Genomic DNA, 13545 nt, shown 5'->3' on the forward strand with positions numbered 1-13545 from the left:
CGCCGAAACCTGAATTGAGGGGGCCGCTTTCCACCGTTCATTCGTGCATCAACTCTTTCTCGATGGATTGGTTGGCGGCCTTGCGTGCGCAATGAGCGATGCTTAGCAATGTCAGCACCGTTGCCGCCAAACCCATTCCAGTCAGCACGTGGGTTGCATTGCCGGCAGTGGCTTCGCCACTGAGGATGTCGCTGACACTGGAAACCAGTGACCCCAGATAAACGTACAAAAAAGTGCCTGGCAGCAGCCCGAGCCAGGACGCCAGTAGAAAGTCCCGAGCACTGATACGGCTTGCGCCGAGGGCGTAACTCAGAGGGGCGAAGGGCACGATGGAAGCCAGGCGCAGAAGCAGGACAATTCGAAAGCCATCTCGGGCGAGCGCTCTGTCAATCGCGGCTTGCCGAGGGCGAGTTGCCAGTCGTCTCAGTACAAATGGGCGCAAAAAAGTGCGCCCCATGACGAATGCGATCATTGCCGACGCCATACCGACAGGCGACACAAGCAGAGTCCCCCCTACCGGTCCATATAAAAATCCGGCAATGGCCGTAAGGGGCGAGGCGGGCACGAAGGCCACTGTTGCCAGCAGGAAGACCAGCGCATACAAGGCGCTGCCTGTTCCGCCCATTGAGTGCAAAGCCTCAACCCATTGGGTGGCTGACTGCATGATCACTTCGATCACACCATCGACTCCGCGCACACCCATCGGTCTACGGTGAATGACATGGCACATTGCAGCATTGGGTACTCCGACCGCATCCGAACGGCGTTGATCAAAAATCTATTTGTAGCGATCGCTATATATTAGGTCTCATTCTATAGCGATCACTACAGATAGTGTCAAGGCGTTTGATCGCTTCGCTGGATTGTTCTTTGACAAAACGCGTGGATGGACGGGAGAGCGGGGTAGTACGCAGGGGGTAATAAGCAAATAAATATGATGTATTACACAGAAATATATTGTTTTTATTGCTGTTTTAAGCCCGTTAGGATCCCTTCAGCAATCAACAACAACTGAAGGGTGGCTTCATGCAATTGCTGGGACATCTGCTGCACGCGGTCAAACCATCGCCAACGCTGGCGATCACACGTCAGGCGGCTGAATTGCGCCGGCGAGGTGTTGATGTGATTAGTCTGTCGGCCGGAGAGCCCGACTTTCCGACACCCGACCACATCAATGCAGCGGCAAAGGCTGCGATTGATGCAGGACAAACCCGTTACACCGATGTCGATGGCACCCCCGAGCTCAAGGCTGCGATCGTGCGCAAATTTCAGCGCGAAAACGGCGTGACTTATGACACCAGTGAAATCAGCGTAGGGACCGGTGGCAAGCAAGTCCTGATCAACGCTTTGCTGGCTACTCTCAATCCGGGAGATGAGGTCATCATTCCCGCACCTTATTGGGTGTCATACCCGGACATGGTCCGCTTGGCGGGGGGGACCCCGGTGGAGGTGAGTTGCCCGGCGGATCAACATTTCAAAATCACGGCAGCTCAGCTCCAGAAGGCCATTACTGCGCGAACCAAGTGGGTGATCCTGAACTCCCCGAGCAATCCAACCGGGGCCGGCTACAGCGCGACTGAACTGAAGGAATTGGGCGCCGTGCTTCTCGGCCATCCGCAGGTCTATGTGCTGACGGATGACATGTATGAGCACCTCAGTTACGACGGCTGGGTGTTTTCCACCATGGCTTCGCAGGTGCCGGCGTTACGCGATCGTGTTCTGACAGTAAATGGGGTGTCCAAAGCTTACTCGATGACCGGCTGGCGCATCGGTTACGCCGGTGGGCCAAAGGATCTGATAGCGGCCATGGCAACTATCCAATCCCAAACCACCAGCAATCCCTGCGCGATATCCCAAGCCGCCGCGGTTGCCGCTCTGGATGGCCCGATTGACTTCCTGGCCGAACGCAACGAAGTGTTCCGTCAGCGCAGAGATCTATGCCTGGATGCTTTCAACGATACTCCCGGCTTGATGTGTCGCCGTCCCGAGGGGGCGTTTTATCTGTTTCCTTCTTGTGCCGGCCTTATCGGGCGCAAGACGCCTGTGGGTGTCGAGCTCACAAATGATGTAGAGGTCAGTCGCTATTTGCTGGAGGCGGCCAGGGTGGCGGTCGTGCCGGGTAGTGCATTTGGTTTGGAGGGGTACTTCCGAATTTCCTTTGCTACCTCCACAGCAGTGCTTGAACACGCTTGTTCGCGGATACGCCAGGCTTGTGACCAACTCGTCTGATCCGCTTTCCGGATGATACCGAGGCTTAGCGCTGAGGCCGAGAGGTTGCCGCTGTCGAAGGAGCAAGCGCTACGAGTATTCCTGGGTTGAGCGAATTGCAGGTAATGGCAGCATGCCGACGGCCGTTGCCGCGATACCTTCCAGGGTTTGCCGTGAAAGTCCATCGTGCGCCTGCAACGACATGCCTTCCAACAGTGTATTCAACGCGGCGGCAAGGACGAGGGTGTCGACATCAGCCGCCAGTTGCCCATCTTCCACGGCGCGGTCGAGGCGCTGCTGCAGATAATCCCGACCTTCCTGGCGAAGTGCCTTGAGGGCGTTGGTGATCTCTTGAGCGCTCTCTGACACATTGACACCCGCCAATACGACCATACAGCCGCATGGTGCCTCGGGCTCAGTGACGATCGCAGCAGCGGAATGGAAAAAATCGGTGATGGCACGGTACAGGTCCGGCTCGCTATCCATGCGTTCCCAAGTGGCATCCCAGAATCTGGCTTCGTAATAATTGACCGCTTCGAGGAAGAGCTTTGATTTATTGCCAAACGCGGCATAGAGGCTTGGTGGGTTGATGCCCATGGCCGTGCATAATTCCGCCACGGAGGCCGGTTCGTATCCGCGTTTCCAGAACACTTCGAGCGCATTAAACAGGGCTTGCTCGCGATCAAAGGCGCGTGGACGTCCTTTTTTAGGGCGCACGGCCAGCGTGGGTATGGGGTCGGTCATTCGTGCGTTGCCTCGATGATGCAGGGCCAATCAGCTGAAGAAACTGCTCAGTTATGGTCTGTAGAATCGAATGATACACAAAAGGCATGGATACCGGCCTTGCTAGCCCCTTCATAGCAGACAGTCGATTGGGTTTATCACTCTGTGCTACCGAATTACCACAGCACGGGTGACGGCTTGCATGTGCTTTACCTCAGTCGGCAACTTTTGCCGCTGGCGGTATCAGCGTTCATTGCAATGGTCATGGAAAAGCTGAACGAGTAAGCATTCCCAGCGAGGGTTTTACCTGATCAGAGTTGACTGGGTGTTGGGGCTTGTGACCGCCTCGGACTCAGCTTTGGCAGCACGCTTTTAATCTCACCGTTTCATCACAGCAGGCTCACGCCCCCGATCGTTATCCGCATGTTGTTCCAGCACGCACTGGATACCGCTCAAAAGCGGTATCAGAAGCTTCGCCATATTATCGGCGACCTGAGTGGGAGCCATTGCACCCTCTTTTCGATGGAACAGTTGATCTTGAAACGCCAGCCTTAGCTTGGACAGGCAATTGCTGACAGCGGGTTGCCCTATGTTCAAAAGCTCCGACGTTCGGGTAACGCTTTTCTCTCGGTAGAGAGTGGCGAATATCACCAGACAATTAAGGTTGAATCCTGCGAGATATCCTGCGTTGAACGATGTGGGTGCTGTCTCTCTGGAGACGTTGTCGCTCATCCTGTTTCCTTTGCGCATGTCGGGAATTCTGGCTGTGCCGGGGCGGCTTGCAAAGCATTCCGCCCCAGGCGAATCAAATGGTTGCCATGTCGATGACAAAGCGGTACTTCACGTCGCTCTTCTGCATACGCTGGAACGCCAGTTCGATATCCTTCATTTTGATCATTTCGACGTTTGAAGTAATGCCGTGCTCTGCGCAGAAATCGAGCATCTCCTGAGTTTCAGAAATGCCCCCGATCAGTGAACCGGCCAGTTGACGGCGCTGGAAAATCAGATTGGCTACACTAGGCGACGGGTGAGGGTTGTCAGGTACCCCGACCATGGTCATGGTTGCGTCGCGTTTGAGCAGACTCATGAATGCGTCGAGATCGTGAGGTGCGGCGACGGTGTTGAGGATGAAGTCAAAGCTTTTGGTATGAGTTGCCATTTCCTCAGAATTGCGTGAAACAACGACCTCATCAGCGCCAAGGTCGCACGCGTCCTGGATTTTGGAGGGGGAGGTTGTAAATGCCACGACATGGGCGCCCATCGCGCGAGCCAGTTTTATGCCCATGTGGCCGAGACCACCGATACCGACGATGCCGATTTTCTTGCCGGGCCCTGCCTTCCAATGGCGAAGTGGAGACCAGGTTGTGATGCCTGCGCAAAGAAGTGGCGCTACCGCCGCCAAGTCCGATTCAGGGTGCGTAATCTTCAGCACGAAGTGTTCGTCAACGGTGATGCCATCGGCGTAACCGCCGTAAGTATTTTCGCCACTGCCGTCGAGCCAGCCGTTGTATGTCTGCTGCCAACCATGGGGACCTTCGCAATACTGTTCCAGGCCGTCGTCGCAAGATTGGCAATGGCGGCAACTGCCCACCATGCATCCGACACCCACGATGTCTCCCACTTGGTGTTTCGAGACCGAAGTGCCGATGGCAGACACTCGACCGATGATCTCGTGTCCCGGGACTAGCGGGTAGCGCATTCCAGGCCACTCACCGCGCGCGGCGTGCAGATCGGAATGGCAAACGCCGCAGTAGAGAATCTCGATCGCCATATCCCTTTCGCCGGTTTGGCGTCGAGGGATGTTGGTCGGGGTCAAGGGCGTCGTGGGCGATTGCGCTGCATAAGCTTTGTATTGCATAGCGAATTCCTGATGCGTCAAAAACGGGTCGGCGCCGCGTTGGGCTGTGCCGAACGTGCATTCATGGGACGCGTTGGTACGCCATCCCCGGGAGCAATCAGCGAGAGTAGGTGACTTCCGCGGTCCAGTTTTCTTTTGGCTGGCTGTGCAATGTCCAGAATGCTTCGGCGACGCCAAGGGCTTCCTCGGACTCCGGATTGACGAATGCGGCGACAGTCACGGTTGCCACATGGACGCCTTGGGTTTTGGCCGGTTCAAACAGGCCGAGCGCCAGCGATCGGATGCCGGCTTTACCCAGGCTCAGAGAAAGAAAGTCAGGATTTGGAGTGATCCCGAAAAAACCACCGGTCAGCAGCAGGGTCCCCGCGTTGCGACTGTACATCGAGCGCAGCCCCGTCTGAGTGGCGACTAGTGCTCCACCAATATTCACAGCCAGATCGCTGTTGAAGGTGTCGACCGGTTGTTCAGCGACAGTTGCCTGCCGAATGATCGCGGCGTTGTAGTGCAGCACATCCAATGCGCCAAATTGCGCTTCGACTTGGGTCACCAGCGCCGCTACATCCTGTGCATTGCCGGCATCAACTTGGCGGGTGTGGGCCTCATAGCCCTGGGATATCAAGCGTTCGGCGAGTGCGAGCGTCCTATCCATATTTCGAGCACTGAGCACCACGCGATAGCCTTCACGGGCGAAACGTTCGACTGTCGCAAATCCGATTCCGGGGCCAGTACCGATGCTTAGAAATGTTTTCATGTGAGTCCTTGATAACGGGGTGGAGCCTGTAATCAAGGCTAACAGGTGCGCAAATAGAGATAATTTATGGAAATCGCATTTATATAATGCAAAAAATGCAGGAGTCGTTGGCATACCAGTTCACACGAGCTAAGGCTTCCCTGCATATCTGCTCCGTTGGTCGGGCGTGGATGTGATCGTTGAAATAGAAACTAGACGACTGGTCTATTTTTTACTATGGTTGTGGTATTATGAAAAAACGTCATTCCGAAACACGCCAACACATCCTGGATATCGCCAGGGCGTTGATGACCCATAAGGGCTATACCGGTGTCGGCCTGGCAGAAGTGGTGGCTACAGCACAAGTGCCGAAAGGCTCGTTCTACCACTACTTCAAATCCAAGGATGAATTCGGCCAAGCGCTGCTTGAACAGTATTTTGCCGACTACCTGGCCGTAGTCGATTCGCTGCTGGCCGGCACCACCCCGGCTGCTGATCGACTGCTTGGTTATTTCCATTACTGGGCGCAAACCCAATGTTCAGATTTACCGACTGACAAATGCCTGGTGGTCAAATTGGGAGCTGAGGTGTGTGACCTTTCTGAAGGTATGCGCCAGGTGCTCGACAAAGGTACGCAAGCGGTTCACGTGCGGCTGGAGCGCTGCATCGAGCAGGGTCACGCTGATGGCTCGATCACATCCGCCATTCCTAACTCGACGCTTGCGCAGTCGCTCTATCAGATTTGGCTCGGTGCCTCTTTGATGATGAAGATTGGCAAACGCAGCAGTGCTTTTGAAGACTCTCTGACGATGGCAAAGCGACTCTTGTCGTAGTCATTTTATTTATCACATTACTAGACGACTGGTCTATTTATCTAAGGTTCACCATGACAGATAACAGTAACCGCACTGACTTGTTCACTCCCGTCACCATGGGGGCGATGGAACTTGCCAACCGAATCGTAATGGCGCCCGTCACACGTAGCCGCTATGCCGAAGATGGCATTCCCAATGAATTGCACGCCGAGTACTACGCCCAGCGGGCCAGTGCGGGTTTGATCGTAGCTGAAGCAACCAATATTTCCGCTCAGGGACGCGGCTACGCTGCGACACCAGGCATCTGGAGCGATGAGCAGGTCGCTGGTTGGAAAAAAGTGACCGACGCAGTGCACGCCGCTGGCGGCAAGATCGTCAGCCAGCTTTGGCATGTGGGCCGGTTTTCCAGCGTGGAGTTGCAGCCAGATGGCGCAGCGCCGGTCGCTCCCTCCGCCATCAAGGCCGAAGGCGATACCTATACCGTGAATGGTTTTGTTCCTGTGTCGATGCCTCGGGCTCTCGAAACCGATGAAATCCCGGGAATCATCGAGCAGTACAAGCGTGCCGCCGAAAATGCCAAGCGCGCTGGGTTTGATGGCGTAGAGGTTCACTCGGCCAACAGTTATTTGCTGGATCAGTTCCTGCGTGATTCGACTAATCACCGCACCGATCAATATGGCGGGTCGATTGAGAACCGCGCGCGCCTCACCCTGGAAGTGACCGAAGAGATCGTCAAAATCTGGGGCAATGAACGCGTGGGCATTCGCTTGTCGCCCGTCACGCCCGATGCCGGCAACACGCCGCCAGACAGCAACGTGATGGCGATGTATGGCTACCTCATTCAGCAATTGAACAAATTCGATCTCGCTTACCTGCACTTCGTCGAGGGTGCTACCGCGACTTCGCGTGAGGTGCCGGTGGGCGTGGATATGGACGCTCTGAGCGCACAGTTCGCGGGGCCATTCATTGGCAACAACAACTACGACCTGGAAATGGCTATCGAGCGTCGAGCGCAGGGCACGATCGACGCGGTTGCCTTCGGCCGTCTGTTCATTTCCAACCCTGACCTTGTCGAACGCCTGCGTCGTGGTGCCGAACTCACCATTGCATCGCGTGAGTCGTTCTACGGCGGTGGAGCCAAGGGCTACACCGATTGGCCTGTCGGCAACTACTGATTACTAACCAACACCCGCGATACCCCAACCCACTGCCCGACACGTGTGGGCAGTCATTCTCGAGAGGAACTCCCATGAACTATTTGCAAAACAAGACAGCGATCATCACTGGCGCATCTTCAGGTCTGGGTGCTGCATCGGCTCGCGCCCTGTCCGCGAAAGGCGTTCGAGTCGTCGCAGCTGCGTTGGATCAAGAAGGTCTGGATGCCATTGTGAGCGAGCTGAAAGCGAACGGTGGTGAGGCGGTGGGTCGTGTCAGCGACGTCACCAATCTGGAAGATATGAAGGCGTTGGCTCAGTTCGCTCAAGACTCCTTCGGTTCGGTAGACATCCTGATCAACAATGCCGGCCTGATGCTGTTTTCCACTTGGGTGGACCTGGCCGTCGATGATTGGGAAAAGATGATCAACGTGAACATCAAGGGTTACCTGAATGGCGTCGCGGCTGTGCTGCCGTTCATGCTGAAACAGAAGTCTGGTCAGATCTTGAACATGGATTCCGTAGCGGGCCACCAAGTGGGTCCTTCGGCTGGCGTATACAGCGCGACCAAGTTCTTCGTTCAGGCAATGACTGAGTCGATGCGCAAGGAGTTGGGTGTCCACCACGGAATTCGGGTTAACACCGTTAGCCCGGGTGTGACCAATACCGGTTGGGCAGACAAAGTTACCGATCCAGCAGGGCGCAAGGCTGCCCAAGAGCTGAACAAGATTGCCATCGCACCCGACGATATTGGTAAAGCGGTGGTCTATGCCCTGGACCAGCCTGCAAACGTCACCGTCAACGAGGTGATCATTTCGCCTACCCGCCAGGATTGGTAAGCAGAACCCAGCAACACCTACCAAGCCCGGACACTGTCGCGATGCACGGTGTTCGGGCGCTACAGGATCTTTCCTGTCTCTCCCGTAAAAGCAATGAGACCTTTCAATGACACACCGTATTTTGATTGTCGGCGGTGGCGCTGGCGGTCTGGAGCTTGCGACGCGTCTGGGCAAGACCCTGGGCAAGCGTGGCGCTGCTCACATCACCCTTGTCGACGCCAACCTGACCCATATTTGGAAGCCTCTGTTGCATGAAGTGGCCGCCGGTTCACTGAACGCTCACGAAGACGAGCTGAATTACGTGGCCCAGGCCAAGTGGAATCACTTCCAGTTCCAACTTGGCCGCATGAGCGGGCTCGACCGTACCGCTAAGCAAATCCAGCTATCGGCTACCTTCGACGATGCCGGGCACGAACTGGTGCCGGCACGCTCCCTTAGCTACGACACTCTGGTCATCGCCGTGGGTAGCAACACCAACGATTTCGGTACCGTGGGTGCTGCGCAGCACTGCCTGTTCCTTGACTCCCGTGAACAGGCCGAGCGCTTCCATCAGCAGTTGCTCAACCATTATCTGCGCGCCCACGCGGGGAGTGAAAACGAGAACATCAGCGTGGCGATTGTCGGTGCGGGTGCAACCGGTGTGGAATTGGCTGCCGAACTGCACAACGCTGCTCATGAGTTGGCCGCTTATGGTTTGGATCGCATTAAGCCGCAGGACATGCGCATCACCTTGATCGAGGCCGGATCGCGAGTGCTCCCGGCGCTGCCGAATCGCATCAGTACGCCAGTGCATCAAACCCTTGAAAAACTCGGCGTGAGGGTGATGACCAACGCAACAGTCAGTGAGGTCACCGCCGAGCATCTGAAGACCCGTAACGGCGATGTGATTGAGGCCAGCCTGAAGGTTTGGGCTGCTGGCATTCGTGCACCGTCCTTCCTCAAGAGTATCGACGGCCTGGAGACCAATCGCATCAACCAACTGCTGGTACGCTCGACCTTGCAGGCCACACTTGACGACAATATCTTCGCTTTCGGTGACTGTGCCGCGTGCCCGCAGCCTGGCAGCGAGCAAAACGTACCGCCTCGGGCTCAAGCCGCTCACCAACAGGCGTCGATGCTTTCCAAGAGCCTGAAAGCTCGGCTACAAGGCAAGCCAATGCCGACCTACAAGTACAAGGACTACGGCTCACTGGTTTCGCTATCACGCTTCTCGGCTGTGGGTAACCTGATGGGTAATTTGACCGGCAGCGTAATGCTCGAAGGTTGGTTGGCGCGGGTGTTTTATGCGTCGTTGTACCGCATGCACCAGGTCGCTCTGTATGGCCTGTTCCCGACCCTGCTGCTGATGTTGGGCAATCGGATTGGTCGAGGGACTGAGCCGCGGTTGAAGCTGCACTAGGCTGTAACGATGTTTAAGCGCAGCGCCACTCGGGCGTTGCGCTCATTCACCCTATTAGTGCCGTGAGCCGACAGGGGCGGGCGCTTGCTGGGGAATTTACTTCCCGTCGATATTCACCGCTTCACCGATTGCGTAAAAGTGCCCTCCTGCAATGTAGTGCAGACTACGAAAATCCGGGTTGGCGGTTTCATAGTGCCAGTGCCCGTCCTTGAAGACACGTGTGTCTGCCCAAGCGCCAACGACCTCGCCGATAAACAAATCATAAGTCGTCTGGTTGTGTGGCTCGGGTAACAGCTTGCATGCAAGCCAAGCGGAGCAGCCTGCAACGAATGGCACGTCAAAACCATTGATGTCGAACAGCTCGGCACCGCAATGGGCAAGCTTGCCGGGATCGTTGGAAAGACTTGAGCTGCCGACATCGCTCGTCAGTTTGAGCTGTGCCACGGTCGGGACCTGAACGACGAAAACGCCGCTGCGTTCTACCAGCTCACGGGTTTTGGTCATCTTGTCCAAAACCACGGTCACTTTTGGCGGTGAAAAGTCGAGTGCGCAGGCCCATGCGGCGGCCATGACGTTCTTCACGCCCTCATTTTGAGCGGACACCAGTATGGTCGGGCCGTGATTGATGAGCCGGTATGCCTTTTCCAGAGGCACGGCGGCAATGTGTTCGTCCATTTCAATTCCTAAATCAATGCCCCGATCCCATCGCTGGACCGGGCAGGGTGGGTTCATGCGGAGGTCGATTCTGCGCAACCTGGAAAAAATACGTTTCTCATAACGCACCTCCTGATGGGCGGCGTGTCATAACTTTCAGCGATCGGTAGGCCCATAGGCGGCACTGCGCACCGCCAGCGGAAACACTCCAGACATGTCCTCGAAAGCTGTGTTGGTCAGGGCGACTACGGTCAGCTTGCTCAGGGGGGCTCCACCAGTCGTGAAGCGGATGCGCAAGGCCGAACCATATGTGAGGTGAGAGATACCTATAAAATCAAGTTTTATAGTGATCACTACATATTATGTCAAGAATTTTGATTGTGTCGAGACCACTCAAGAGATGGTGGGTGTTGGCTTACGCGGCGCTATGATCCCTTCAAGCTGGGTGTAGCCCTTTGAACATACACAGCCAGGCGTATCGGATGGGGCAGATTCTCTCGGGCAACGCACCTCTATCTATCGGTGGCGCCAACAAGATGATGCTCAACAGTCTTTGTGCTAATGCTGCCCCACTAACTTCTGATGAAGTGGCAGGCAAATAGCGAGGATTACGCCGAAGGGCGTAAGGCGTTTGCTGAGAGACACAAGCCCATCTTCACAGGGCATTGAATTATCTGTAGGGAGTCGTGGATATCTGCCGGCGGTCAAGCTCTCGATACCGTTGAAACAATCCTTGCCTATCAAAGCGCAAGGAGATGCCGCAGTCCGCGACTTCGCTGTTAAATTCGATAAAATGGAACGTGACAGATATCGGGTTGCTTGACGAAAGATAGTCGGTAGTGAGCGACTTCATCAGGCAATGATTTATAAATTATATTTGTGCTAAGTATGAATTATTATTGTTTTTTTTATTTGTTAGTGCCCGCTAAGGTTCCACCCTCGCGTAAACAAGCTGCTACCACTGCCAGCGCCACCTTTCTCTACGCAATGCTCTTATAAAAACGACTTGATAAAATTCTGGAGTGTAGATGAACGTCAAACAGAAATTGACCTGGGCGTTTGTTGTCATCGCGTGCCTTCCCATTTGCGTAGTCGCGACGCTCGTTGTCATGAATCTGCGTACTGAAGCGATCGACAGTTTTATAGACGGTAGTAACCGTGAAATCCGTCAGGTCGACAATGCCATGCAGTTGTACTTTGAAGGTATCGGCCAGAACGTCGAGTATCTCGCCTCCCAACCGCTACTGAAAGGCACTGACGGCAGCCTTAAAAACTATACCGGCGCGAACGCCGCTGATATCCCGCAAGGCGCGCTGGATAAGCAAGTCTTTGCTTTCTATGCGCACTTGGCCAGTAGCCACCCGGCGTACTCCAATATTATTTTCGGCAACAGTGCCGGAGGCTTCGTTTCCTGGCCGGATAATCCGAAGCGTGCCAGTTACGATCCGCGCGAGCGCCCTTGGTATAAGTCCGCCCAGAGTAATCCAGGCAAGACCGTGCGCACCGACGCGTACTACTTCGCCCCGAAAGACGCCGTCTATGTCAGTGTCGTACGCAGTATTGATACTCGACTGGGCAGCAACAGCGGCGTAATCAGTATTGACGTGTCACTCCAGCAGCTCACTGAAATTATCAAGCAAATCAAACTCGGCGAAAGTGGTTATCTGATGCTCGTCGAGCGCGACGGCAAGGTATTGGTCGACCCTCAACAGCCGGGGCACAACTTCAAAGACCTGGCGGAAATCGGCAAAGGCTACGAACAGTTGGCCAAGGCAGGCAAAGGCGTGGTTGAAGTTGAACTGAATGGCGAGCGTTACATGGCCTACGTTTGGCCGTCCGAGCGATTGGGTTGGAGTTTCGTTGGCCTGATCAAGCACAAAGAGGTCATGAGTTCCGCCACCCAACTCGCTTGGTTGATTGCCCTGATTGCCGGGGTGCTGGCGCTCGTTTTTGCGTTGGTCGGGGCTAGCTTTGCTGGCCTGATTGTGCGACCGATTCGCAGCGTAGCCAGCGGTTTGCAAGGCATCGCCCAGGGTGAGGGGGATCTGACGCAGAATTTGCAGGTGCGCGGGAACGACGAAACCGCGCAGTTGGCTAGTTGGTTCAACCAGTTCCTGGCCGCCATCCGCGATCTGATCCACCGTATCGGCCAAGCTGCGAACAATATCCTCGCGACTTCACGGGATTCGACCCAGGTCTCCAGCGACATGGCTGAAGCCGCCGGGCGTCAGCGTGAAGCAGTGGATATGGTCTCGACTGCATTCCATGAAATGGTCGCCACCGCCAATGAAATTGCGCGCTCCTGCAGCCAGGCCGCCGAGTCAGCCGATAGCGGTTGGCTAAAGGCCCGCGAGGGGCAGCAACAGATTGATGCAGCGGTCAGTAGTGTCGATCAACTGAGCCTGGAAATCGGAAAGTCCGCTCAGTCGATGCAGCAACTGGAGCGCGACAGTAGTGACATCCAGTCAATTCTCGGGACGATTCGTTCGATCGCCGAGCAGACCAACCTGTTGGCGCTAAATGCCGCCATTGAGGCTGCCCGTGCGGGCGAGCAGGGACGTGGGTTTGCCGTGGTCGCCGATGAAGTCCGAGCGCTGGCCAAACGCACTGCCGACTCTACTGCAGAGATCGACGGTCTGCTAGGCAACCTGGCCAAACGCACCGGTGCTGTCACCCACCAAATGCGCGCCAGCCTGGAGGTTTCGCAGCAGTCCGTTAACCGTATCGGCGTGGCGCGGACCAGCTTCGGACAGATCCGAGATTCTGTGGACGTGATTCGGGACATGAACACTCAAATCGCCACTGCTGCCGAAGAGCAACATCAGGTAGCCGAAGGCATCAACCTGCACATCAGTCAGATTCATGGGGATGCACAGCGGGTGGCCGAACTGGCGGAGTCTGCGCGACTTAACTCCGATGGCTTGGCCGGACTCTCCAGTGAGTTGGACAGCTTGGTACGACGTTTTCGGACCTGATAAACCTCACCAAAGTAAAACGTGCGCGGGCCAATGTCCGATCAAGGTCAACGTTCCTGAGCTTCGCTCGCGGTTTCTGGAGCTTTATCACGGGCGATATCTGCGGCCTTTGCGTGATTATCTGATCGGAGCGCTTGAGTTCAGCATTCCTCATTTCGCCAAGCTTCTTGGTTCGCTTTTGGCCGATTGA

The 13545-nt window shown here is 55.7% G+C and carries 11 protein-coding genes and 3 pseudogenes; 8 read left to right on the forward strand and 6 right to left on the reverse strand.

Annotation, left to right across the window (positions count from 1 at the left end):
* Positions 1 to 37: 37 nt before the first annotated feature.
* Positions 38 to 679, reverse strand: coding sequence for a TVP38/TMEM64 family protein (locus tag EI969_RS12855; protein ID WP_371925940.1), 642 nt, complete (start codon positions 677 to 679; stop codon positions 38 to 40).
* A 347-nt stretch (positions 680 to 1026) separates the two neighbouring features.
* Between EI969_RS12855 and EI969_RS12860 the strand changes: the two genes are divergently transcribed.
* A complete protein-coding gene (locus tag EI969_RS12860; RefSeq protein ID WP_160388148.1) occupies positions 1027 to 2229 on the forward strand; it encodes a pyridoxal phosphate-dependent aminotransferase in 1203 nt (400 codons plus the stop codon).
* Positions 2230 to 2298: 69 nt separating this feature from the next.
* On the opposite strand, the gene EI969_RS12865 is transcribed toward EI969_RS12860, so the two are convergent.
* Positions 2299 to 2952 (reverse strand): TetR/AcrR family transcriptional regulator, encoded by a 654-nt coding sequence (locus tag EI969_RS12865; RefSeq protein WP_160388149.1) that lies wholly within the window; start codon positions 2950 to 2952, stop codon positions 2299 to 2301.
* 165 nt (positions 2953 to 3117) lie between these two features.
* Between EI969_RS12865 and EI969_RS30540 the strand changes: the two are divergent.
* Positions 3118 to 3216 (forward strand): annotated as a pseudogene (locus tag EI969_RS30540) (LysR family transcriptional regulator); the annotation flags it as partial.
* Between the two features lie 93 nt (positions 3217 to 3309).
* Here the strand turns inward: EI969_RS30540 and EI969_RS12875 are convergent.
* The 3 genes from EI969_RS12875 to EI969_RS12885 all read right to left on the reverse strand — a co-directional run bounded on the left by EI969_RS12875 (position 3310) and on the right by EI969_RS12885 (position 5540).
* On the reverse strand, positions 3310 to 3663 hold the full coding sequence (locus EI969_RS12875) for a LysR family transcriptional regulator (RefSeq protein WP_160388150.1): 354 nt from the start codon (positions 3661 to 3663) through the stop codon (positions 3310 to 3312).
* A 73-nt stretch (positions 3664 to 3736) separates the two neighbouring features.
* A complete protein-coding gene (locus EI969_RS12880) occupies positions 3737 to 4789 on the reverse strand; it encodes an NAD(P)-dependent alcohol dehydrogenase (RefSeq protein ID WP_160388151.1) in 1053 nt (350 codons plus the stop codon).
* A gap of 97 nt (positions 4790 to 4886) precedes the next feature.
* The gene (locus tag EI969_RS12885; protein WP_160388152.1) at positions 4887 to 5540 is read right to left on the reverse strand and encodes an SDR family oxidoreductase; all 654 of its coding nucleotides are present in this window, start codon (positions 5538 to 5540) and stop codon (positions 4887 to 4889) included.
* Positions 5541 to 5770: 230 nt separating this feature from the next.
* Between EI969_RS12885 and EI969_RS12890 the strand changes: the two genes are divergently transcribed.
* From EI969_RS12890 to EI969_RS12905, 4 genes are all read left to right on the forward strand, one after another.
* Entirely contained in the window at positions 5771 to 6352 is a 582-nt protein-coding gene (locus EI969_RS12890) for a TetR/AcrR family transcriptional regulator (protein ID WP_160388153.1), read from the forward strand.
* A 53-nt stretch (positions 6353 to 6405) separates the two neighbouring features.
* Positions 6406 to 7509: an alkene reductase gene (locus EI969_RS12895; protein ID WP_160388154.1), complete on the forward strand. Its 1104-nt coding sequence runs from the start codon at positions 6406 to 6408 to the stop codon at positions 7507 to 7509.
* A 74-nt stretch (positions 7510 to 7583) separates the two neighbouring features.
* A complete protein-coding gene (locus EI969_RS12900; RefSeq protein WP_008145375.1) occupies positions 7584 to 8327 on the forward strand; it encodes an SDR family oxidoreductase in 744 nt (247 codons plus the stop codon).
* A gap of 106 nt (positions 8328 to 8433) precedes the next feature.
* Positions 8434 to 9726, forward strand: a complete 1293-nt coding sequence (locus EI969_RS12905) for an NAD(P)/FAD-dependent oxidoreductase (RefSeq protein ID WP_160388155.1) — start codon at positions 8434 to 8436, stop codon at positions 9724 to 9726.
* A gap of 96 nt (positions 9727 to 9822) precedes the next feature.
* Here the strand turns inward: EI969_RS12905 and EI969_RS12910 are convergent, their stop codons facing one another.
* A complete protein-coding gene (locus EI969_RS12910; protein WP_160388156.1) occupies positions 9823 to 10401 on the reverse strand; it encodes a flavin reductase family protein in 579 nt (192 codons plus the stop codon).
* A gap of 1163 nt (positions 10402 to 11564) precedes the next feature.
* On the opposite strand from EI969_RS12910, the pseudogene EI969_RS30995 reads away from it, so the two are divergent.
* Both EI969_RS30995 and EI969_RS31000 read left to right on the forward strand, forming a co-directional pair.
* Positions 11565 to 12500, forward strand: a pseudogene (locus EI969_RS30995) (cache domain-containing protein); the annotation flags it as partial.
* Between the two features lie 276 nt (positions 12501 to 12776).
* A pseudogene (locus EI969_RS31000) lies at positions 12777 to 13355 on the forward strand (methyl-accepting chemotaxis protein); the annotation flags it as partial.
* Positions 13356 to 13545: the final 190 nt, after the last annotated feature.

The sequence above is a fragment of the Pseudomonas sp. PB101 genome, from assembly GCF_009764265.1.
Lineage (GTDB): Bacteria > Pseudomonadota > Gammaproteobacteria > Pseudomonadales > Pseudomonadaceae > Aquipseudomonas.